Source organism: Erwinia sp. HDF1-3R, assembly GCF_039621855.1.
Classification (GTDB): domain Bacteria; phylum Pseudomonadota; class Gammaproteobacteria; order Enterobacterales; family Enterobacteriaceae; genus Erwinia.
Genome location: NZ_CP155071.1, coordinates 736,837 through 759,180 on the forward strand (window position 1 = coordinate 736,837; position 22,344 = coordinate 759,180).

20 protein-coding genes, 4 tRNA genes and 1 pseudogene are annotated in these 22,344 nt (G+C 55.1%); 14 read left to right on the forward strand and 11 right to left on the reverse strand.

Going from position 1 to position 22,344, the window contains the following annotated elements:
- Positions 1-11: 11 nt before the first annotated feature.
- Positions 12-1,120, reverse strand: a pseudogene (locus AAGR22_RS03315) (IS3 family transposase).
- Positions 1,121-1,270: 150 nt separating this feature from the next.
- Here AAGR22_RS03315 and AAGR22_RS03320 point away from each other — a divergent pair.
- Complete coding sequence (locus tag AAGR22_RS03320) at positions 1,271-1,732, forward strand: lysozyme inhibitor LprI family protein (protein ID WP_345830264.1); 462 nt, start codon at positions 1,271-1,273, stop codon at positions 1,730-1,732.
- A gap of 339 nt (positions 1,733-2,071) precedes the next feature.
- Here AAGR22_RS03320 and AAGR22_RS03325 read toward each other — a convergent pair.
- Positions 2,072-2,148, reverse strand: a tRNA-Ile gene (locus AAGR22_RS03325).
- A 150-nt stretch (positions 2,149-2,298) separates the two neighbouring features.
- Complete coding sequence (locus AAGR22_RS03330) at positions 2,299-2,448, reverse strand: hypothetical protein (RefSeq protein ID WP_345830266.1); 150 nt, start codon at positions 2,446-2,448, stop codon at positions 2,299-2,301.
- Between the two features lie 46 nt (positions 2,449-2,494).
- Here AAGR22_RS03330 and AAGR22_RS03335 point away from each other — a divergent pair, with 46 nt between their 5' ends.
- The 4 genes from AAGR22_RS03335 (at position 2,495) to AAGR22_RS03350 (ending at position 6,824) form a co-directional block, all read left to right on the forward strand.
- Complete coding sequence (locus AAGR22_RS03335; RefSeq protein WP_345830268.1) at positions 2,495-2,761, forward strand: LysR substrate-binding domain-containing protein; 267 nt, start codon at positions 2,495-2,497, stop codon at positions 2,759-2,761.
- 584 nt (positions 2,762-3,345) lie between these two features.
- On the forward strand, positions 3,346-4,740 hold the full coding sequence (locus AAGR22_RS03340; RefSeq protein WP_067703861.1) for an MFS transporter: 1,395 nt from the start codon (positions 3,346-3,348) through the stop codon (positions 4,738-4,740).
- 57 nt (positions 4,741-4,797) lie between these two features.
- Positions 4,798-5,850, forward strand: coding sequence for a LacI family DNA-binding transcriptional regulator (locus AAGR22_RS03345; protein ID WP_345830271.1), 1,053 nt, complete (start codon positions 4,798-4,800; stop codon positions 5,848-5,850).
- Positions 5,847-6,824: a nucleoside hydrolase gene (locus tag AAGR22_RS03350; protein WP_345830273.1), complete on the forward strand. Its 978-nt coding sequence runs from the start codon at positions 5,847-5,849 to the stop codon at positions 6,822-6,824. The genes AAGR22_RS03345 and AAGR22_RS03350 overlap by 4 nt, the downstream gene beginning before the upstream one ends.
- A 114-nt stretch (positions 6,825-6,938) precedes the next feature.
- On the opposite strand, the gene AAGR22_RS03355 is transcribed toward AAGR22_RS03350, so the two are convergent.
- Together AAGR22_RS03355 and AAGR22_RS03360 are read right to left on the reverse strand one after the other, a co-directional pair.
- Positions 6,939-8,516 (reverse strand): PepSY-associated TM helix domain-containing protein, encoded by a 1,578-nt coding sequence (locus tag AAGR22_RS03355; RefSeq protein ID WP_345830275.1) that lies wholly within the window; start codon positions 8,514-8,516, stop codon positions 6,939-6,941.
- Positions 8,517-8,587: 71 nt separating this feature from the next.
- A complete protein-coding gene (locus tag AAGR22_RS03360; protein WP_345830276.1) occupies positions 8,588-9,151 on the reverse strand; it encodes a DUF2946 domain-containing protein in 564 nt (187 codons plus the stop codon).
- A gap of 324 nt (positions 9,152-9,475) precedes the next feature.
- Here AAGR22_RS03360 and AAGR22_RS03365 point away from each other — a divergent pair, with 324 nt between their 5' ends.
- Positions 9,476-10,708: an MFS transporter gene (locus AAGR22_RS03365; RefSeq protein ID WP_067703851.1), complete on the forward strand. Its 1,233-nt coding sequence runs from the start codon at positions 9,476-9,478 to the stop codon at positions 10,706-10,708.
- A gap of 887 nt (positions 10,709-11,595) precedes the next feature.
- On the opposite strand, the gene fhuF is transcribed toward AAGR22_RS03365, so the two are convergent.
- Entirely contained in the window at positions 11,596-12,390 is a 795-nt protein-coding gene (fhuF, locus tag AAGR22_RS03370) for a siderophore-iron reductase FhuF (protein ID WP_345830279.1), read from the reverse strand.
- Positions 12,391-12,887: 497 nt separating this feature from the next.
- A complete protein-coding gene (locus AAGR22_RS03375; protein ID WP_345830281.1) occupies positions 12,888-13,988 on the reverse strand; it encodes a diguanylate cyclase in 1,101 nt (366 codons plus the stop codon).
- 264 nt (positions 13,989-14,252) lie between these two features.
- Here AAGR22_RS03375 and AAGR22_RS03380 point away from each other — a divergent pair, with 264 nt between their 5' ends.
- Positions 14,253-14,537: a DUF1435 domain-containing protein gene (locus AAGR22_RS03380; protein WP_345830283.1), complete on the forward strand. Its 285-nt coding sequence runs from the start codon at positions 14,253-14,255 to the stop codon at positions 14,535-14,537.
- 42 nt (positions 14,538-14,579) lie between these two features.
- On the opposite strand, the gene AAGR22_RS03385 is transcribed toward AAGR22_RS03380, so the two are convergent.
- The 4 genes from AAGR22_RS03385 to rsmC form a co-directional block, all read right to left on the reverse strand.
- Positions 14,580-14,666: transfer RNA gene (locus AAGR22_RS03385), tRNA-Leu, on the reverse strand.
- 37 nt (positions 14,667-14,703) lie between these two features.
- A tRNA-Leu gene (locus AAGR22_RS03390) sits at positions 14,704-14,790 on the reverse strand.
- A 31-nt stretch (positions 14,791-14,821) separates the two neighbouring features.
- Positions 14,822-14,908 (reverse strand) — tRNA-Leu (locus tag AAGR22_RS03395).
- Positions 14,909-15,092: 184 nt separating this feature from the next.
- Positions 15,093-16,127, reverse strand: a complete 1,035-nt coding sequence (gene rsmC / locus AAGR22_RS03400; protein WP_067703839.1) for a 16S rRNA (guanine(1207)-N(2))-methyltransferase RsmC — start codon at positions 16,125-16,127, stop codon at positions 15,093-15,095.
- Between the two features lie 131 nt (positions 16,128-16,258).
- Here rsmC and AAGR22_RS03405 point away from each other — a divergent pair, with 131 nt between their 5' ends.
- From AAGR22_RS03405 to AAGR22_RS03435, 7 genes are all read left to right on the forward strand, one after another.
- Positions 16,259-16,678 carry a DNA polymerase III subunit psi gene (locus tag AAGR22_RS03405; RefSeq protein ID WP_345831541.1) on the forward strand — a complete coding sequence of 140 codons (420 nt, stop codon included), beginning with the start codon at positions 16,259-16,261 and terminating at the stop codon, positions 16,676-16,678.
- Positions 16,641-17,081, forward strand: a complete 441-nt coding sequence (rimI, locus tag AAGR22_RS03410) for a ribosomal protein S18-alanine N-acetyltransferase (RefSeq protein WP_067703836.1) — start codon at positions 16,641-16,643, stop codon at positions 17,079-17,081. Before AAGR22_RS03405 ends, rimI begins: the two co-directional genes overlap by 38 nt.
- A gap of 46 nt (positions 17,082-17,127) precedes the next feature.
- A complete protein-coding gene (gene yjjG, locus AAGR22_RS03415; RefSeq protein WP_345830285.1) occupies positions 17,128-17,808 on the forward strand; it encodes a pyrimidine 5'-nucleotidase in 681 nt (226 codons plus the stop codon).
- A gap of 879 nt (positions 17,809-18,687) precedes the next feature.
- Complete coding sequence (locus tag AAGR22_RS03420; protein WP_067704611.1) at positions 18,688-19,185, forward strand: hypothetical protein; 498 nt, start codon at positions 18,688-18,690, stop codon at positions 19,183-19,185.
- Between the two features lie 24 nt (positions 19,186-19,209).
- Positions 19,210-19,716 carry a type VI secretion system lipoprotein TssJ gene (gene tssJ / locus AAGR22_RS03425; RefSeq protein WP_067703830.1) on the forward strand — a complete coding sequence of 169 codons (507 nt, stop codon included), beginning with the start codon at positions 19,210-19,212 and terminating at the stop codon, positions 19,714-19,716.
- A gap of 25 nt (positions 19,717-19,741) precedes the next feature.
- Positions 19,742-21,085: a type VI secretion system baseplate subunit TssK gene (gene tssK, locus AAGR22_RS03430; protein ID WP_067703827.1), complete on the forward strand. Its 1,344-nt coding sequence runs from the start codon at positions 19,742-19,744 to the stop codon at positions 21,083-21,085.
- Positions 21,086-21,102: 17 nt separating this feature from the next.
- On the forward strand, positions 21,103-22,341 hold the full coding sequence (locus AAGR22_RS03435) for a DotU family type VI secretion system protein (RefSeq protein WP_345830287.1): 1,239 nt from the start codon (positions 21,103-21,105) through the stop codon (positions 22,339-22,341).
- The last annotated feature ends 3 nt before the right edge of the window (positions 22,342-22,344 follow it).

The window sequence follows — 22,344 nt, forward strand, 5'->3', positions numbered from 1 at the left end:
AATAACCGGCTTCATGTTGGTTGCGTATTCTGGCAACCGGCAGATTTTTCGGCAAATTCAGAGGGAGTCATCCAGCCCAGTGCAGAATGGGGACGACTCTGGTTATAGTGTATGCGCCAGGCCTCGATTTTGCACCGTGCATCCTCCAGAGACATGAACCAGTTCTCGTTCAGGCATTCCTGCCGCAACCTGCCGTTGAAGGACTCGACCGTGGCGTTGTCCGTCGGTGTTCCCGGCCGTGAGAAGTCGATCCTAATACCTCTTTCATACACCCACCTATCCAGCATTTTTCCTGCAAATTCAGATCCATTATCGGTTTTCAGCAACTGCGGTAAGGGACGCCTGAGCGCTATGCTGTTCAGCATTTCTGCCACTTCTGTTGAACGCAGATTCTGCCCTACGCAGATCCCCAGGCATTCGCGGGTGTAAAGGTCGATAACCGTCAGCAGGCGCAGTCGTCGCCCGTTAAACAGCGCGTCCGAGACAAAATCCATGCCCCAGACGTGATTCGGATACAGACCCTGAGGCTGCGGTTGTCGGCGCTGGGCCGATTTATTGCGGCGTGGCCGTTTGAGGCGCAGCGACAGACCCTGCTCACAGTAGAGGCGGTAGATTCTTTTGTGATTATCGCGCCAGCCTTCCCGCCTGAGCATCACGTGTACCCGGCGGTACCCGTAATGAACCCGGGTTTCGGTTATCTCACGGATGCGTAGCCGCAGTGCGCTGTCGTCGGCGGCCACAGAACGATATCGAAACGAGCTGCGGCTGACCCGCAGCGCAAAACAGACCTGTCTCTCACTGGCACCGTAGCGGGCTTGCAAATCCCTGACCCATTCGCGCAGGCGTGCCAGCGTCAGCTCTTTTTTGCCAGCACGTCCTGCAGCATCGCCTTGTCGAGGCTCAGATCGGCAACCAGCCTCTTCAGCCGCAGATTTTCCTCTTCCAGTTGCCGCATATGCTTCAGCTCCGAAGGAGAAATGCCGCCGTATTTTTTACGCCACGTATAGAAAGTGGCATCCGAAATGCCCAGCTTGCGACAGACGTCCGGCACTGACGTACCCAGTTCAGCCTGCTTGAGGGCAAAAACAATCTGCTCTTCGGTGAATCGTGACTTTTTCATCGGCACATCCTCCGTTCAGGGGAGTGTTTATCATGCCGGAATTCTGTTTCTGAATGGAGCAGGATTTTGGGTCAGGGTCAACCTGAGTAATGACCCCATCTTAAGTCAAGACAGACGCAGGAATGAAATAAGAATCAGGAGCCTGAGTAAATGATAAAGTATAGTTTTCTTTATATTATTGGTGCAGTGCTGTCAGTTTATGCCATGAATACTTACGCTAATTTTGATTCTGCCAGTATTGTCGAAAATAAGGACATTGAAGCCTGTTCGGAAAAGAGTGGTGATAATAATAGTGAATGCCTGAGTTCAGTAAGTAAATTGACAGAAAAAAAAGTAAACACAGCTTATCAGGATAAATTAAAAGAAATATCAAATTATGATTACAGGCAATGGTGGATGGGAGATAAAGCACAGCGGGAAGAAATGAAGAAAGCTTTCATCAGCAGTCAGGATCTATGGTTGAAGTATCGACAGGACTACTGTAAAGCAGCCAGTGCCGGAGCAGAAGGCAGCGATGGTTATGGAGCAATTGCGTTGAGTTGCCAGATTAACATGGGAATAAGGCGTATAGAGGAAATCAGGATGGTGCATCCCGATCTCTCTGAAGGTTGACCATTGTTCAACAGCTAATACAAATAACGCCTGCCAAAGCCGCCATTTTTATTCAATTTGTGGCTACTGATGAACGACAGGTTTCCGTGGTGCATGTCGGTATTGCCAATGAGCATCCCGAATGCCCAAAGCCGGGCGGTGTCGGCGGCGGCCTCAGGATGGACATGCCCTCTGTAACAAGGTTATTGACCAGGACAGGCCAGCAGGCCCTGGCATTGCCGATAAACTCTGCATCAAGTGCCCGCAGCGAGAAGACGCCGATACGACCCATTGTCTGACGCGATTCGTATAAAACGAAAAAGGAGTCAGACGATTTCTCATCTAACTCCTTGTTTTATTTGGTGGCCCCTACTGGACTTGAACCAGTGACCAAGCGATTATGAGTCGCGTGCTCTAACCAACTGAGCTAAGGGGCCGAGGCGCAGGATTATAATGTAACTCAATGCTGCAATCCAGTAGAAAACAATCGCTTGTCGCTTTTTTAGACATAATATTAGTTCTCTAAAAAAGCTTACGGGGCCTCTATCCTTCCACACCCCCCGCCGGGCGCTGTAGTGCGGCCTTTATCAGCCGCTGATATCCGTCGAGATCGCCGTCGCCTTTTGCGCCTCGAGTGCGGTCAGTTTTTGCCGGAGCGCGGCCTGCACCAGCGTAAACGCATCGCTGCCTAAAAGCAGGCGACGAGGAGCAGGGGAGATATCGACAGAGGCAAGCATCTCGCGCACCATTTTTTTTACGTCGCTCCCACCGGGTACGCTGATATTGGATCATCTGGAGCTGATGGCAGAGGCGGCCAGCAAAGGGCTGGGTATTGCTTACGTGCCGGATAGCGTGGCAGAACCCTGGCTTAAGCGAGGTGAACTTTGTGCCGTTCTGACAGAGTGGAGTCCGGTCTGTCCGGGTTTGGCGCTTTACTATCCGGGCCAGCGCCTCTCTTACGCGGTCCCGGAGATCCGGTGTCAGTCACAAGAAGCTATTTCAATGATACAAGCCCGACACAATATTCATCTGGTACTAACGCTGTGCTAAGGCGTGGACAGTATCCCGAAGCGGAGGCGCTCTTTCCTGTCGGGTCCGCAATGTTCCGGCTAATCCTGGGGTGTTTCGTCATCATTTTGTCATAAAACCCAGGTTAAGCTGCCAGCGGTCTGGGCCAGACGTTTATCCGGCAGAAATTGCATTTTAGTGAAGACGCAGAACTGTATTCGTATGGATTTTATCCGCAATGAAAAAATATTTTTTATCTAATATCATGTTATATAAGGAAATACAGGCTTTACCATCTTAATAAATGTGAAGCTGATCTAATTTATTTTCATTATTGTGTTGATTTATCTACGCGCGTAGATACAATGAAGGCGTTGTAAAAATTCACGGTGCTTGATGTAAGCCAGCTAAGTGAAGGTCTACATTGTTTCTCGTTAAAAATGATTGGTTAGTTAAAACCAACGGCCGGGAGACAAATGAAAACGATCCCCAACACCAGGGAACCTGTTACTGACCTTTGAACATGGCTCAGCAAAAGAACGTCCTCACTGGCGAATTGCATTCCGAGTATCAGAACGGCCAGGGAAGGCGATAATAATCACTCCACACATCAGGGAATTTTTTTCATGTCCACATCGAAGAGCATTCGGCATGATGCTTCTCAGTCTGCCCATTCTGCGGCAGATGAACGACTGACAACCTCCGAAGGGCGCAAGGATTTCTGGCGGGCAACCGTCTCCTGCTGGCTGGGTACGGCAATGGAGTATGCGGATTTCGCACTCTACGGTCTGGCCGCTGGCATTATCTTTGGCGACGTTTTTTTCCCCGAAATCACCCCGCAAATGGCACTCCTTTCAAGTTTCGCAACCTGGTCAGTCGGTTTTATCGCCCGTCCAATCGGTGCGCTATTCTTTGGCTGGCTCGGTGACCGTAAAGGCCGCAAGGTAGTGATGGTCTCCACCATTATTCTGATGGGCGCATCAACCACGCTGATTGGCCTGATCCCCAGCTATGCTTCCATCGGCCTGTGGGCACCGGCCTGCCTGGTATTACTGCGTTTTAGTCAGGGGTTTGGCGCGGGCGCGGAGCTTTCCGGCGGAACGGTGATGCTGGGCGAATACGCGCCCGCGGAAAAGCGGGGCCTGGTCTCCTCAATTATCGCGCTGGGTTCCAACAGCGGAACGCTGGTCGCGTCGCTGGTGTGGCTGCTGGTGGTGCAGATGGATCAGCATGAGCTGCAGGCGTGGGGCTGGCGTATTCCCTTCCTGTGCAGTTCGCTGATTGCTCTGGTTGCGCTGTGGATCCGTCGCCATCTGAAAGAAACGCCGGTTTTTGAACGTAAAAAGGCCGATCTCGCCCTCCAGCGCCACAGTGCGCAGGTAGCCCAGCCGACCGCTGTCGATCACCGTGGCTTCTGGCGGCGCAGCCGCTCATTCCTGGTGATGCTCGGCCTGCGCATTGGCGAAAATGGTCCGTCTTATCTTGCCCAGGGCTTTATGATTGGCTATGTGGTTAAAGTGCTGGCGGTCGACAAATCCGTCGCCACCACCGCCGTGTTTATTGCCTCTCTGCTTGGCTTCCTGATTATTCCTTTTGCGGGCTGGCTTTCAGACCGCTTTGGCCGCCGCATTACCTATCGCTGGTTCTGCCTGCTGCTGATCCTCTACGCCTTCCCGGCCTTTATGCTGCTGGATTCTCGCGAACCGGTTATTGTCATCAGCACCATCGTGGTCGGGATGGCGCTAGCCTCGCTCGGTATTTTTGGCGTACAGGCGGCCTGGGGAGTAGAGATGTTCGGTGTAAATCACCGCTACACTAAAATGGCGACCGCGAAAGAACTCGGGTCGATCCTGTCCGGAGGAACAGCGCCGCTGGTGGCTGCTGCACTTCTCTCCTGGACCGGGCACTGGTGGCCGATTGCCGTCTATTTTGCGGGTATGGCGTCGATTGGCTTTCTTACCACGTTCGTTGCGCCGGAAACGCGCGGCCGCGATCTTAATGCTCCTGAAGATGCTATCTGATGGAGTGTCGCACCGACCGGCCTGCGGGCCGGTTAGTGATAATTACAGGGCAGCTTTTTGGCAAAGAATACACTCAATCGTGCCACGCGGTCCGATGTGGCGAAGGAGGCTGGCACCTCCGTTGCCGTAGTCAGTTACGTTATCAACAACGGGCCCAGGCCTGTTGCCGCTGCAACTCGCCTGCGTGTTCAGGAGGCGATCAGAAAAACCGGCTACCGACCTAACAGTCTGGCTCGTGCGCTGGCTTCCGGTACGACTAAAACCTATGGTCTGGTGGTGCCAAATATTGCCAATGCGTTTATTGCCTCTTTCGCTCACGCCCTCCAGCAGGAGGCGTTAAGCAACGGTATGGTAATGCTGCTCGGGGATGCAGGCGACAGCCGCATACGCGAGCTGGAACTGATCAATAACCTTCTCAGTCAACAGGTTGACGGGATTTTTTACAACAGCGTCGACCGCCATCCCTATATTGATGTGATTCAGGCCAGCGGTACGCCGTTTGTGATGCTGGATCGCGTTGACCCGGGTCTTAACGTCAATATTCTGCGGGTCGATGAGCAGGCGGCAGCGCATCAGGTGACGGCTCATCTGCTGAGTCACGGTTATCAGGATGTGGGGATCATCTGTGGGCCGCTGGAGATGCTCAATACGCAGGATCGTCTGGCAGGCTGGCGACAGGCGCTGGCCGAATACGGCGTGACCGAACACCCGGAATGGATTTTTCCGGCGACCTATACCCGTGAGGGCGGCTATCAGGCAGCGCAGCAGATGATGCAGGGAACTGCCCTTCCCCGGGCGATTTTTGCATCGAATGAAACGCAGGCGATTGGCTGTATTCGGGCGCTGGCGGAAAACAATATTCCGGTTCCCTCGCAGGTGGCGCTGGTGTGCTTTAACGGCACCGAGCAGTCAGCCTTTCACGTTCCTTCACTGACGACCGTGCGTCAGCCGGTCAGTGAGATGGCGAAAAAGGCGCTGGAAATGCTTGCGGCGTCGGAGGGTAAAGTGCAGCTGAGTGAGTTTTTACATCGGCTTGAAATTGGTGAATCCTGCGGCTGTACGTTCGGCGAAGACCGGCACGGCAGTGCAGATACGATAATAAGAAAATGAAAAGACTGATTATTGATTGTGACCCAGGAAATGGCATCGTCGGTGCCAACGTAGATGACGGGCTGGCCTTAGCGATTGCGCTGGGATCGCCCCACCTCTCGTTAGAATTGATTACCACCGTGGCGGGGAATACGCCCGCTGAGGTGGGGTTTAACGTGGCGAAAGATCTTGTTGAGCGGCTGGGCGTTGCCGTGCCGGTTGTTAAGGGCGCGGTTCAGGCTCTGGCTGAACCCCCGGAGCCGTGGCGGGAAGCGCTGGATACGCGCGTTTATACCAGCAAACTAAGCCATCTCTGGCAGGATGTGCGGCAACCCGCGCATTATGCGCCACCGGAACAGGATGCTGCTGACGCCATTGGCCAGCTGATTTGCGCCAATCCGGGGAAAATCACCCTGGTCGCTATTGGTCCCCTGACCAATGTCGCGCGGGCGCTGACCCGCTACCCGGAGATGGCGGAGGCAGTGCAGGAGATCGCCATTATGGGCGGTGTGTTTGCGCTGGACGACTATATCAAGGACACCAATTTTGGCCTCGATCCTGAAGCCGCACATCAGGTGCTGACCAGCGGAGCCAACATCACGCTGGTGCCAATGGACGTCACGACCCAGACCATGATGACCCACAAGGATCTGGATCGCATTGCGGTCATCAATACGCCACTTGCCCGCTTTGTGACCGAAACCTTCCGTCCGTGGCTGGATTATTCAATTCATACCCGTCATTTGCCGGGCTGCTGGATCCACGACGCGCTGGTGGTTGCCTGGCTGTTAAATCAGCAGGTGGCGACGGCGGCGGACTATTTTGTCGACGTCGAGCTGCGGCCCGGACTGACGCGGGGTAAATCCTGGCGCTATCGCCAGCCGCTGCGGGTCAATGTCGGCATTGATGCGCCAACCGGCGGACTGGTTCACGTACTGCAAAAAGTGGATAACGCACTGCTGCTGTCGATGATTGAGCGTGCGCTGGCCAGATGAAAAGGGCGGCGACCCTGGCTTCCTGCCTTTCGGGAGGGGCGGGTTCGCCGCCCCATCCCTGCGGCAGCCACGCGCTCTGATGATGCGGTGGCTGATGCTCTCCCTAATCTTCCGTTAACCCTGCGTTTTTACCGCCCGCTGCCAGATAGCAGCATCAATCAGTAACAGTATCACCAGACTTATGCCCATCACCGGCAGGCTTATTGCCAGCGTCAGCCCAATAGCCAGCAGGGCGCATTTTGCACTCAGGTTGAGCTGCTGCCAGCAGTAGCGCAGAGTGTCAGCCGGATGCGGCCCCTTTCCGGCCTGCGGACGACGTAGCCACCACAGGCGATAGCCCAGCACAATCATCACACAAAGCCCCAGGCCAAAGGCGGCCAGCAGCAGTTGATTAAGCAGGCCAAACAGCACCCCCATATGCGCATCCACACCCCAGCGCGTCAGCTTTGCCAGTAGTCCAAACCGGGCAAACTCAACCTTATCTACCACCCTGAAGCTATGAGGATCGACGGCAACGCTGTCAACCTGTGTTGGCCAGCTGCGATCGATTTCACTGACCGTCCAGGCTTTATTGATCTCACGGGCCGGACGAACTTCTATTTTGGCCGCGTTAATGCCAGCCGCCCGTGCCGCAGCCACCACCCTGTCAAACTGGGAGGCATTGATCTTCACCGCGAGCGCAGGATCGACAGGCATCGCTGTAATCCGGTGTTCAGCATGAGCGTCTTCAGCCATGGACATTGCATCATGTGCAGGCCCGGCTGCCATCCGATGTTCAGCATGATCGTTTTCAGCGGCGGGCATCTCAGATGCGGCATCATGCGCAGGCCTGCCTTCCATCCGGTGTTCAGCATGAGCGGCTTCAGCGGCTGGCATCGCAGATATGGCGTCCTGCGCAGGCGTAGTTGTCTGCGGCGGTAGCGCGGTATTAACCGATGGCGTCAGCCAGCCGAAATGGGCGCGCAGGGAGGCGATATTATCACCTGCCCAGCGTGACCAGGTCAGGCCGGTAGCAGAAAAGAACACCAGGCCCAGCAGCAGTATCAGGCCCGATGTGCTATGCCAGTGACGATGACGACGGATCTGTTGCCCGCGCTGACTTTCCCCTCTTTGCAGACGGCGAGGCGCGCGCGAGGTGGCCCACAGCAGTACGCCACCGATAGCGGCAACCCAGAGCCAGCTGGCGGCCAGTTCGCTGTAGTTACGGCCCACGTCACCCAGCAGCAAGCTCCGGTGCAGATAATCCAGCCAGGTTCTCAGCGGCAGTACCCCGCTGGTGCCGTAAACCTTTAGCATGCCCCGAACCTCAAGCGTGACGGGATCGACAAACACGGCCATGCTCTCGGACGGCCCTGCATCAGCCGTTGCGAACATAATGCGGCTGGTTTCCCCCACCGCCGGTGCCGGGCGGACCGCCAGAATGCGCAGGTGACCGCCGGTAAAGTCCTGCGCCGTACGTATCTGAGCGGACAGCGGTTCAGCGGGCCCGCGTGAGGAGGTATAAAGCTGATGCGCATAGAGCGCATTTTCCAGCTGGGGAGTCAGCACATACAGAGAGCCGGTCAGGGCCGCCATAAAAATAAAGGGACCAATAAACAGGCCAATATAAAAATGCAGGCGACGTAGCAGCGGTAAAACCGCGCTACGGCTCTTTTCGGCGCGCGCAGGCACCGTCAGGTCTATTTTTGACATTATTATTCCATCCACCTGTTGCCAGGTATAAGCAGTAGGCCCGCCGGGTAAGGGCAGGCGCGGTGACTTAGTTATTCGCTCAACAAACGGAGCGATCGCGGCGGGGCGCGTGGATGGAAAAAGGAGGCGGCAGCGCGTGGAAAAATCGGCTGGAAGAGCGCGACCGTGGGTGCGCGGGCGGCCTGAAGAGCCGACCACAGCGGAGGTAAACTGGTGAGGTCCAGCGGCAGGTGCGCCAGCAGTACGCAGTAGCCGCAGGCGCTGTCATCCATCAGTCCTCTGGCGTGGTGCGTTTTTTCTCCGGCATTGTGTACCGCTGCGTTATCCCCGTCCATGCCGGGGCAATCGCTGGCGGGCATATCGGCCATTGCCTGATGCCGCGCGTCGCCTGCTGTCATGTCGGGCATATCGGCCATTGGCTGATGCCGCGCGTCGCCTGCTGTCATGTCGGGCATATCCGTCATCGACGCCCTGGCGGACACGTCACGTTCGGGGAGCATCTCCCTTATCTGTTCGGCAGGAGAACGCGCCAGTGATTTAGAGATCACCGGGGCGATAAACAGCAGCAGTAGCGCAATCAGGGCCAGCCAGGCGGCAAGGCGGCTGGGGGCCTGATGCATCTGAATCAGCGACAAGCCGTTGAGACTCCTGGCAGTAATTAATGCGGTGCAGTGTAGCAAAAAATAATGCTTGTGAGAGTGATTAACATTCTTTCCCTTTCGTGCAGAGCTTCATGGCGGGATGGTCTGTCTGGCCGGGATGGGTGGGGCGATCGGACTTATCAGCACTCCGTAGCCTGTGATCCACTTTATGACGCTAACAGAAACATTTTTTTACATGCAGAAGCGAAGGCTGACAAATGACGCAGATAGTGTGGGTTGTCACATGCTATAAACAAATAGTTAACATCTCACCGGCCCACTACCGGGACGCCAACTGCTGACAGACAGGATACCCCTATGTTCAACTGGACTTCGACCCAGCGCAATGTGGCGTTCGCCAGCTTTGCGAGCTGGACGCTGGATGCGTTCGACTTTTTTATACTGGTCTTCGTACTGAGTGATATTGCTGCAAACTTCCACACCGGTATTCCTACCGTATCCCTTTCCATCATGCTGACGCTGGCGGTGCGGCCCATAGGGGCGCTACTGTTTGGCCGACTGGCGGAAAAATATGGCCGACGGCCCATTTTGATGGTCAATATCGTCATGTTCTCCCTGTTTGAGCTTCTGTCAGCCTGGTCGCCCTCGCTCGGTGCGTTCCTGCTGTTCCGGGTGATTTATGGGGTCGCCATGGGCGGTATCTGGGGCGTTGCTTCATCGCTGGCGATGGAGACCATTCCCGATCGTTCGCGTGGCATGATGTCCGGTATTTTCCAGGCAGGCTACCCCTGCGGTTATCTGCTGGCCTCAGTGGTCTTTGGCCTGTGCTATACGCTGGTTGGCTGGCGGGGAATGTTCCTGATTGGGGCGCTACCGATCCTGCTGCTGCCGTTTATCTATTTTAAAGTGCCGGAATCGCCGGTGTGGCTGGCGGCGAGAGCGCGCAAAGAGAGCGTCGCCCTGCTACCGGTGCTGCGCAGCCACTGGAAGCTGTGTGTCTATCTGGTGCTGCTGATGGCCTGCTTTAACTTTTTCAGCCACGGCACTCAGGATCTTTATCCAACGTTTCTGAAGGTGCAGCACGGTTTTGATCCGCACACCGTCAGTATCATTGCGATTTGCTATAACATCGCCGCCATGATGGGTGGGGTCTTTTTTGGCACGCTGTCGGAAAAAATAGGCCGTAAGAAAGCGATTATGATTGCGGCTTTTCTGGCGCTGCCGGTTCTGCCGCTGTGGGCGTTTTCAACCGGTTCGGTGATGATAGGGCTGGGCGCATTCCTGATGCAGTTTATGGTGCAGGGTGCCTGGGGCGTGGTACCCGGCTGGCTCACCGAGCTGGTGCCGGCCAATACCCGCGCGGTGCTGCCGGGTTTTGTTTACCAGCTGGGGAACCTTGTTGCCTCGGTCAATGCCACGTTGCAGTCATCCGTGGCCGAGGCGCACGGCAATAATTACGGCCTGGCGATGGCTATTGTGGCGGGCATCGTTGCGGTACTGATCTGCATCCTGGTCTCCTTTGGTCGGGAAACGCGCGGCATTGAGATTTCCGCCGCCCCCGATGCACAAACGGATAATCGTTTGAAATAGCTGTTCGCACTGATTCGCTGTTCCAAACAGCGTGAAGGTGAGCGGTTCTGTTTAGTGCTACAGCTGGCTGGCTCCTGTAACGTTTACTGTTGTTACAGGGCCGGGTGCAAAGCCCTGGCACCGGAGTGTGTATTGACCTTATGGATTAGGCACCTGTGACGTTTACTGTTTTTGCGGGGGCCGGGTGCAAAGCCCTGCGGGGACCGTTGTCACGCGGACACGCCGCAGGCACGTCCGTGTGGGCTCGGCTCGCGCATCCCTGCGCTCGACGGTCCGCTCAGCCAACGGTCCCCGCCTGGCCTCGGGCTTCGTCGTCGCTGCTAAAGAACGTTTCCGTGCTGGAATTCATACCTCTTAATTATTGCCAGATAATCCCGTTCCGATAGGAATTAGGGGAGTCTGATTGTCCGAAGTACCCTGACGAGGGGTCTGAACTTTAGAACCGCGATAAAGCCAATGCACCTGAAGCAGGTTCTGAGATCGCTCCGTGCCAGAACACTGGCAGGCCACTCAGCGGCCAGAAGGCGGTGTTGCGGAGCAGATAAGCCGGGTCTCTGCCGCAGGGATGCGGCAGTGAAGTCCCCAGGGATGGGTTTACGGCGTCCCGGCGTTCTGATCCGCAACATAGCCGTATCACCGGAGCAGGTTTTGAACTTAAGTGCCGCAACATAGCCTGATCACCGGAGTAGGTTTTGAACTTAAGTGCCGCAACACAGCCTGATCACCGGAGTAGGTTTTGAACTTAAGTGCCGCAACATAGCCCTGTCACCGGAGCAGGTTTTGATCTTGCTGGCATCTGTAACGTTTATTGTCGTGACGGTGATGATGTGCAAAGCCCTGCGGGGACCCTTGTTACGCACACACGCCGCAGGCATGCCCGTGTGGGCTCAGACGGATTTTAGCGTGCAGTTTCCACAGCGCTGAACGTCCGGAAGCCGGTAGCGCTGACAGCAGGTGCGGCGCTGCATCTCACCCTCGCGCGGCAGCATCGTCCGGTAAAAAGGATTATCGGAACCGTCGAGCAGACTCTTGCTGAAAAACATGGCGTGCTCCAGTTCGGTACGCAGTTTTTCGCCCAGCATCGGCGTTAACTCATCTAAACAGCGGTAAAGCGAAAAGCCGGTGTTACTCCAGATAAGCTTGCCATTTATATCACCGTGCCGCTCAATCCCTTCAACCACCGGCAGCAGATGGCGCTGCACCAGCCTGTCCAGGCGACGGCGCGGGCTGAGGTGACGCGCATCCCGGTCTTCGTGCACGTCAAACCAAAATGTGGCCGGGCGACCGGTTTCATGGAAGGCAACGTGGCAATAGGCGGGCGAACAGTCGAGGGCGCGGTCTTCAAGCAGCAGCGCCATCACCATCGGCGGCAGGATCAGCCCGAAATACCACTGCGCCCAAAGAGATTGCAGCGGCTTGTTTTCGCGCACCAGGTCGGGATGTTCGCGGTAAATAAAGTCGCCGTAAATGTGATTCAGGTGGGCAAAATTGTCAGGTTCAGACCAGTGCGCAAGCGTCATGCTGGCGGCGGGCGGCGTCTCTCCCAGCTTAACCGTTTCGAGAACATAATCGCGATGCTCGCTAAACAGCGCGCGCAGCGACACCGCCAGCGGCTGGTTGCTCTGTAAAAAGATAGGCGGTAAGGAAACCCGCTCAGCTGCCTGACGAATACCAGGGGCCATGACCTGTCCTTTGAGATTTCTTGACTACGAATGATAATCGTTATTGATTGTATCTGAGCGAAAACGCACAAACAAGCATCATTTTAATGTTGCTATGTTGCCAGCGTCGCTGGAGCAGAGAATGAGGGCTTTCTACGTGAAAAAATGCAAATAACCGTCCCTTTAACCTTAGCAATACAAGGGTGATAAAAGACGTTAAATGAGAACTCTCCGCATATTGATGCAGAATAATGCATCGGTTTTTCTTAACTGCGTAAAAGCCATTTCACTTAAGGAGAATAACGCCACAATTTTTGGCTGAAAAAGAGGTAGCCTGCATCCAGAATGTTTAACGAAAAAATAGAATTTTTAGCCGCGGCTTTCTTCACCCGCAGGGTTATATTTTTGTTTATTATCACAGGTGAGATAATGCAGAGAGTTGATTGAAACCTGAGGGGCGAATTAATACTACGTTCAGGATTTAATAATGTATTGGCCCGAACGTCGGGCCATTTGCGTTATTGCAGAGCATCGGCAGGCTGCGAAAGGGTGCTTCGGCCAATATCCTCATAGGAGAGGATCGTATTGCGTCCGCTATTTTTTGCCAGATAGAGCGCGCGGTCAGCATTCGCCAGCGCGCCGTCAAAATCATTTTCAAAAAGCGGGGCGAAACCGGCGCTGAGGGTGACGTGGGTGGCGACCTGCTCGTTAAATCTGTGAGGGATCTCCAGGTCCAGCACGTACTGGCGGATGCGATCGGAGAGCTTCATCGCAATGGATTCGTTCACGTTAGTCAGCAACACCAGGAACTCTTCGCCACCGAAGCGGGTCACGATATCGCGTGACCGTACCGCATCACGGATTGCTACGGAAACCCGTGCCAGCGCCTGATCGCCCATGGCGTGGCCGTAGTTATCGTTATAGGCCTTGAAATGGTCAATATCCAGCAGCAGCACGTAGTGGCTGCCCGCATGGTTTTCAAGGATCCCCTCCAGCCGGTTTTTCAGGCCCCGGCGATTATACAGGCCGGTTAGTGGATCAAGCATACTCAGATCGCTGTAGGTCTCTTTCTCTACGTATAGCTGATGCATCAGACGGCGGGTAAAGTGGTCACTCCGGCGCTGCATCAGGTGGTGCAGGGTAAAACCAAGAAGCGGCAGGGCAATGGTAAACAGGATCAGCAGCGTATGCTGGCCATGATCCAGCACCAGAATCGCCAGCGAAGCGGGGCCGGTGTGCAGACAAAATGCCAGGAGGTGATCGCCGAGCGTAATGGTGCTGATAAAAAACACCCCCACCAGGCTTATAACTAAGAAACTGCCGTCAAAATAAAACACTAATGAATACTTAAGGACAATTTGCCACGTCCAGAGCAATCCCGTTATTAATGCTGCCATATTTAATATCGGAAATTTGCCTGACGGCTTTAATATCATCCAGAGCAATATAACTGGACTGATCGCCGCGATGATAACGGTGGGTAGCGTCAGTGCCAGGGGCATACTTTTCTCATTGCTGCATAAAAAAAAGAGAGAGGTTGCTGTGTTTAGAAAAAGAAATAGCATCAGCGACAGTCGATGCCTGCTGTGAAGCAATTCATCATAGCTTTGTAATTTCATTATATTTCTACTCATGACTGCTTTGAAATAACAAACGTCGTTAACCGAAATTGACGGATTATTTCGATGCTGGAATAGTTTGTGGGCGTTACTATTTTAATTATCTTAATATTAATATCGCGTTAATTTAACATGCTGTGTGATGACTGTCACCCGTGGCGGTGAAGTTTAGCTCGCGACAGGCGTAATTCTTGCTGCAAAGTGATAAGAGTTCTTATATGATATTAGTTATCATTATCATTTATAACGGTGCGGGTTACGACCATGGTAATAGCGATGATTGCGGCATGCGGGCTTTGGGGGATGAGTTTACTGCTGGGGAAACGGCTGGATAGTGCGTGGGGCGTATTGCTTCCCTGTGCGTTGATGCCGCTGATTGCCCTGATGAATCTGACATTTTCCGGGTGGCGGGTAGTGGTGGTCATCGCGCTGCTGTCGACCGTTGTGATGCTTTTTCATGAACGCCTGCGTCACTACCTGCTGCTGCCTTCATGTCTGGCGCTGGCGGGTGGAGTGGCGGCGATTTCGCTTAATTTCGGGCTGATGTAATGCAATGGGGAAGAACAAAAGGAGGGGAAAACAGATTCAACGTGGTGCGAAGAGAGGGACTTGAACCCTCACGTCCGTTAAGACACTAACACCTGAAGCTAGCGCGTCTACCAATTCCGCCACCTTCGCATCTTTGTTGAACTTGTTTCTATTCATATCACCACACTGGTGCGAAGAGAGGGACTTGAACCCTCACGTCCGTTAAGACACTAACACCTGAAGCTAGCGCGTCTACCAATTCCGCCACCTTCGCGCATTGTGTGTTCTATGAATATTGTGGTTGTTGGTGCGAAGAGAGGGACTTGAACCCTCACGTCCGTTAAGACACTAACACCTGAAGCTAGCGCGTCTACCAATTCCGCCACCTTCGCATACCCGCAATACAACAATGCTGTATTGCAACCACGGAGGCGCATTCTAGAGATTTTCCAGGGGACGTCAACAGTTATTTGAGTCCCCTGCGGCATTTACCTGAAAAATCCCCTGCCTGCGGGCCTGTTGCGTATCAGCAACTTGCCGCTTTGCGGGCAGGGTGGGGCGCCAGTCTTCAGGCTATTAGCGTTTGGCCTTGCTGGGACGCGACAGCACGGCACGGTAGACCTTAAAGCGACCGTTCTGTACCAGCACCTCATGGCTGCCGAAAATCTCATCCAGCACCGCCGGGTAAGGCAGAAACGCATTAGCGACAATACGCAGCTCGCCGCCCATGTTGAGATGCTTTGCCGCACCGCGGATCAGCGTCTGGGCTGCATCCAGACTGGTTTGCATGCCATCATGAAACGGTGGGTTGGAGATGATCATGTCAAAACGGCCTGCGACGTCGGAGTAGACGTTACTGGCAAAGACCTCGCCTTCCAGACCGTTAGCCGCCAGCGTTGCCCGGCTGGCCTCCACGGCGGCGGCATTCACGTCGGTCAGCGTCAGGCGGACTTTCGGTGAGAAGCTGGCCAGCATGGCGGACAGTACGCCTGCCCCACAGCCAACATCCAGTACCTTACCTTTGGTGTGCGGTTTTAGCGTGGAAAGCAGCAGATTGCTTCCCGCATCCAGACCGTCGCGGCTGAACACGCCCGGCAGCGTTTTCACCGTCAGATGCCCAAGGGGATACTCTTCCCACCACGCATCGGCATCAAACGCAGGCACGGCGTCAATCCGTCCGTGATAGAGACCGCAGCGGCGGGCGCTGTCAATCTTGTTAAGCGTGACCCACTCTTCGACCATTTGCTCCGCGCTGCGCACGCCGCTGCGGTTCTCACCAACTACAAACAGCTCGCTGCCGACGGGCATCAGCGACAGTAAATTGGTCAGCTGGAACAGCGCCTCGGGCTTACTTTTTGGCCAGAAGTACACCAGCGTATCGCACTCTGCTGCCGACTCGGGCGTTGCCACCAGGCCGTAGCGGGCCTCTTCCCCCAGCACACGGCTAAGGATCTGCCAGTGATGATACTGTTGGGTATGTACCCGGCTCAGCGCGGTATCCAGTTGGGCGGGCAGGTCATCCTGCAGATCGCCAGCAAAGAGTACGCGGCGTTGAGAAAATTCATCACTGTGGCGCAGTATCACTTCACTGGCCGGGGTAAATGCAGACATCGGTGGCTCCTTACGAATCAGAGTGGCGATTATACGCAAATTTCAGGCAAGAAGGGGAGAGAGGTTTATTGGCGCAGCCCGGAGGGTTTGTTAGCATAGCGACGCAATCGGGCGACCAGACGGGAAAAATGATGTCTTCCAGACGTGACTGGTTATTACAGCAAATGGGCATAACGCAGTATACGCTGCGGCGTCCGCGCGCCCTGCATGGTGAGGTAGCCGTCTCTATCAGACAGGAAACGCGCCTGCTGATCGTGGCCGCCGTTCCTCCGCCGCTGACCGACCCGCTGATTAGCGACGTACTCAGGGCGATGATGATGCACGAACATGAAGTGGTTGTGCTTACGCCCGACCAGAGTGCCATGCTGCCCGATGATACCCGCTGCGTTAGCTGGTCTCTTGGGCTGGATGCGCCAGCAGCCTGGGAAGGTTCACATATTGCTTCGCCCGCGCTTGCGGAGCTTTACGATAACGCCGGTGCAAAACGCGCCCTGTGGCAGCAGATCTCACACTATGAATCAGATTTCTTTACTGACCCCGACCGATCTTGAGCGGGCTTTTATTATTGAGCAGCGCGCCCATGCTTTTCCCTGGAGCGAAAAAACCTTTATCACCAATCAGGGCGAACGCTATCTGAATTTCCGGCTGGATGTGGCAGGGCAGATGGCCGCCTTTGCCATTATCCAGGTGGTGCTGGACGAGGCGACGCTGTTCAACCTGGCGGTCGATCCCGATTTTCAGCGTCGGGGCCTGGGGCGCGAATTGCTTCAGCACGCGGTCGCTGAACTGGAGTCGCGGGGAATTCAGACCCTGTGGCTGGAAGTTCGCGCATCCAATCGCCCGGCCCTTGCCCTCTATGCTTCACTGGACTTCAATGAAGTCTCGGTGCGCCGCAACTATTACCCCACCGCCGACGGCAAAGAAGATGCGATTATTATGGCGCTGACAATTTAGCGCCACTGCGTACCTGCCACATATTATCTCTTAAGGATTTATCACGATGTTGAAAGACTGGGACTGGATCTTATTTGACGCTGACGACACGCTGTTTCACTTTGATGCCCGGGCAGGATTAACGCATCTTTTTCAGCAGTATGGCGTTGCCTTTAGCGCCGACGACTACAGCGAATACCAGGCCGTCAATCAGCCGCTGTGGGTGGATTACCAGAATGGCGCCATCAGCGCGATCCAGCTTCAGCATCGGCGATTCCAGAGCTGGGCCGACAGGCTTAAGGTGACCCCGCACGATTTAAACAGCGGGTTTCTGCGTGCGATGGCCGAAATCTGCGTACCGCTGGAGGGCGCAGTCAGCCTGCTTAACAGCCTGCGCGGCAGGGTGAAACTGGGTATTATCACCAACGGTTTTACTGCGCTACAGGAGATCAGGCTTACGCATAACGGCATGCTGAACACCTTCGATCTGCTGGTGGTATCGGAGCAGGTGGGCTATGCCAAACCCCATCCGGCCATCTTTGATTATGCGCTCAGCCAGATGGGGGACCCGGCCCGTGAGCGGGTGATGATGGTGGGAGACAATCCTGACTCCGATATTCTGGGCGGAATTAACTCGGGCCTGGCAACCTGCTGGCTGAACGCCCACCAGCGCCCCTTGCCAGCAGAAATCGTGCCGACCCTGGAGGTGAAAACGCTACGTGAGCTGGAAGTGTTTCTAAATGCTTAAGTTTACTTTTTTACCTTTTTCATACATAAAATAGGGCTTCATGCGGGATTAAGCTCTGCTTAATCCGCATTTAAAGTGATATTTCGATATTTTATTCTGTAGACGCCAGTCTCATTTTTTCACCCCATCTCATTTCTCCTCTCTCATACTCCTTTTGGGGTATCCATATATACTTATTGGTAATTAAAAATAGCGAAAATTTAGATAATTCAATCTAAAAAAAATTTTCCAGACGATTTTTATTAAGATTTATCTGCCTTTTTAGGTCCAGTCTTAAGAAATTTCACTTATTTTTAACACTTAAGCATCTCTTAACTCTCCTGCCGTGAGACTTCAATGTTGAATAAATGCAAAGACGCTGTAAACTTGCCGAAAATTCCTAAATCAAATAATCCTTTAGTTAAGAGTCGCGACTGAACGCGCAGGCTCGTGCGGTAGCTATGCCAGAATTCAGCAGTAAACTCATTGATTTAACTACAATTAAGCGATTAGGTTATTTGTACGCCTGGTTGGGAATATAATTTTTTTTAAATGTGATAAGTTTCATTAAGGTTATTATCACTTAATCTTATTACGCGTTTCAGTAAGTGGATTGGGTACAACGTACGCGTTATTGTCGTTTTCTCTGGTTTTTTCCCAAAAAAAGGGTAAGGAGCTGGAATGAAAGCTGTAATGCCTCCTCCGTTTTCCCGGCCGCCTGCCCCTTTATCTGTAGTTTACATTGGTAAGTATTTTTTATCGGGCTGTGAAACGTGCTTTCTCAGCTCGCCAGCGACGTGCTTCTGCGTCGCTGCCGCGTACATACCCCCTTAATTCTGTTGATGGCGAAGCGCCAGACTGGACTCCGCCTTTTATTATCTAAACTTCATGAGGATCATGGTGAAAATTCGAATCGCGTTAAGTCTGCTGTTTATTTTGACCGTTGCAGGATGTAAGGCTCCACCGCCACCCCTGACGGACGACACCCTCGTTTCAAGCACCGTTGACGGCGTAAAGCTGACCTACCGGCACGCTGTGCAGCCGCCAGCCACCTTTACCCCGGTTAACGAAGAGTACCGCGCGCTGTACAACGCCTCGGTGATGACGCGTCCGGACTTTGGCGGCAAGCTGGTGAGCTATCTCGATAACGGCAAGCCTTACACCGTGCTGGGTACGGTGGAAAACAACTGGTTTGCCCTTGCCGAACAGGGTCAGGAGCAGCTGATTGGCTATGTGCCGTTACGCGCCGTGGTAAAAAGCGATCTCTACGATAAAACCGTAAAGGCCGATTCCCGTCGCAAACGCGCTCGCGCCCCCGCTAAAAAGACCTGTGTGGCCGTCGCTGGCGACAGCAAGGCCTGCCAGAACAGCAATGGCGGAACCTGGATCATCGACTGATAACGCGCTAATGGCCGCATCATTATGAACAGAATGGTATTTTTTCGCCTGGTCCTCCAGGCGTTTTTCCTGATGGCGCTGAGCGCCATAACGGGCTGCTCCTCCTCTTCACACAGCGAACCTTCTCAATACAGCCTGCTTTTTCGGGCTAATCCGCAGATCAATGACCGCGCGCCGCTTAAGGTCCGCGTCATGCTGCTGAAATCGGACGCCGATTTTATGTCTGCCGATTTCTATTCGCTGCAAAACAATGCGCCCGCCCTGCTGGGTAATAACCTGCTTAATAGCGAGCAGTTCTTCCTGATGCCGGGACAACTCAATAAAAAAATCAGCGGGCAGAGCACGTCAGACGCGCGCTATATCGGCATTCTGGGCGAGTACCAGTCGCTGGACGGTAAAAAGTGGCGGATCTCTCTACCGTTACCTACGCCCGGCAGCGGCAGCGCGTACAAATTCTGGCAGTCCTCGTCAGACGAACTGAAGGCCGACATCATTGCAGACGTAAGCGGGCTGCGCGCCGTCAGCGAATAAGCATTGACTGATAACGGAAGCCATTATGAATAAAATCGAAAAAGTGGTCTGGACCGAGGGCATGTTTCTGCGCCCGCATCATTTCCAGCAGTCAGAAAGCTATCAGCAAAGCACCCTGCGCAACTGGTCACTGACCCAGCGGCCTTATCTGTGGGGATTTCTGGATTTTGAGATCGATGAAGCCATGCTGCGTCAGGGCAAAATTGCGCTGGGCTCCGCCAGCGGGCTGCTGCCGGACGGCACCTTCTTCTCTTTTCGCGACGGACGCAACGGCCCGCCGCCGCTGGCAATCAGTGATAATCAGGGCGCAGAAAAGGTGGTGCTGGCACTGCCTGCCCGGCGCAACGGCCGTGAAGAGGTGATCTTCAGCGAAGCGGCAGACTCGCTGGCCCGCTACGTCAGCTTCGAGCAGGAGGTGGATGATTTTAACGCCCTGTCGGTAGGGTCGGCCACGGTACAGTTTGGTCAGCTTCGCCTGCGGCTGATGCTCGAAAGCGAGCTGACCGCCGAATGGACCGCCATGGCGGTGTTTCGCGTACTGGAAAAGCGCAGTGACAACCAGGTGCGGCTCGACAGCAGCTACATCCCGCCAATGCTCAACTGCATTGCCCATCAGCAGCTGTTCGACTACCTGAGCGATATGCTGGGTCTGTTAGAGCAGCGCAGCCAGCAGATAGGTCAGCGGCTGCAACAGCCTGGCCGTTTTAACACCGCTGAGATGGTCGACTTTATGCTGCTGGCGCTGGTGAATCATCATGTCGGACACGTCAGCCACCTGAAAAACCTGCCGCTGCTGCACCCGGAACAGCTCTTTTCCACCTGGCTGGCCTTTGCCAGTGAGCTGACCACCTACACGCCGCAGCGCTCCCCGGACGCCGCCCTGCCGGTCTACAACCATGACGATCTGGCCTGGTCCTTCAGCAAGCTGATGCTGATGCTGCGCCAGGGGCTGTCGCTGGTGATGGAAGAGAATGCCATCCAGCTGCCGCTTACCGAACGCTCCCACGGCCTGAACGTGGCGACCGTACCGGATGCCGCCATGGTGCGCGATTTTGGTTTTGTGCTCGCCGTGCGCGCCAACGTGCCGGGCGAAGCGTTGCAGACCCATTTTCCGGCGCAGATGAAGGTAGCACCGGTGACCAAAATTCGCGATCTGGTGCAGCTTCAGCTGCCGGGTATGGTGCTGCGCGCCATGCCCGTCGCGCCGCCGCAAATTCCCTGGCATGCAGGCTACAGCTACTTTGAGTTAGAGAAAGGCAGCGAGCTGTGGCAGGAGATGGAAAAGTCCGGCACCTTTGCGCTTCATCTGGCCGGTGATTTTCCCGGACTGGCGATGGAGTTCTGGGCCATTCGTAGTCAGTCAGCCTGACGCAGGGAGCAACAATCATGCACGAACGACAGGCTACCGCGCAGAACGATCTCTTTTCAGGCGCGAGCAGTAATAATCCGCTGGTGGCGGCGGCTAACGGGCTGCTTAACGCTATCCCACAAATACGGCACTCGGTCACGCATGCTGACCCCGCCGGGCTGCGCCAGCGGCTGATCGATGAGATGCGCCAGTTTGAAATGAACTGCCAGCGCGCCAGCTTACCCTATGAAGTGATTATCGGCGCGCGCTACTGCCTGTGCACCGCGCTGGATGAGGCCGCCGCGCTTACCCCGTGGGGAAGCCGCGGCGTGTGGCCGGGGCAGGGATTACTGGTCACGTTCCACAATGAAACCTGGGGCGGCGAGAAGTTCTTCCAGCTGCTGGCCAAGCTCTCACAAAATCCGCGCGAGCAGATTGCGCTGCTGGAGCTGATCAACTACTGCCTGCAACTGGGCTTCGAGGGGCGCTACCGGGTGCTGGATAATGGCCGCTCGCAGCTGGAAACCATCAAGCAGCGCCTGCTTCAGATGATCCGCTCGGTACGCGGCGGCTATGCGCCGCCGCTCTCACCGCACCCCGAAGACCATCCGGTTACCCGGAAGCTCTGGCGTCCGGTGGTGCCGCTCTGGGCCTGCTGTGCGCTGGTCGGCTTTCTGGCCTGCCTGTTCTACATCCTGCTGAACTGGCGGCTGGGCGATGCCACCAGCCCGGTGCTGGCGGCGGTCTATCAGACGCCGCTGCCGGAAGTCACCATTCAAAATCCTGCCCCGCCGCCGCCTGCCTCCCTGAATCTGAAGGCGTTTCTGCGTCCGGAGGTGGAGCAGGGACTGGTTGCGGTGAAGGATGAAGCCGATCGCAGCGTGGTTACCCTCAAGGGCGACGGGCTGTTCACCTCGGGCTCCACCGCCGTGCGCGGGCGCTATGAAGCGGTGCTGGATCGCATTGCTCAGGCGATGAATAACGTCAATGGCCGGATCCTGGTGGTGGGGTACAGCGATAACGTGCCTATCCGCAGCGCGCGCTTCGCCTCTAACTATGAGCTTTCTCTGACGCGGGCGCAGTCGGTGCAGACGCGACTGCAACAGCATCTGACCCAGCCGCAGCGCGTGAAGGCGGAAGGGCGTGGCGAAAGCAACCCGCTGGTGCCAAACACCAGCGCGGAGAACCGCGCGCGCAATCGCCGGGTGGACATCACGCTGTTGGTTTCACCCGATAACACCCGGGCAGAAATGAACGGTTTGCAGCAAGGAAATTAACGG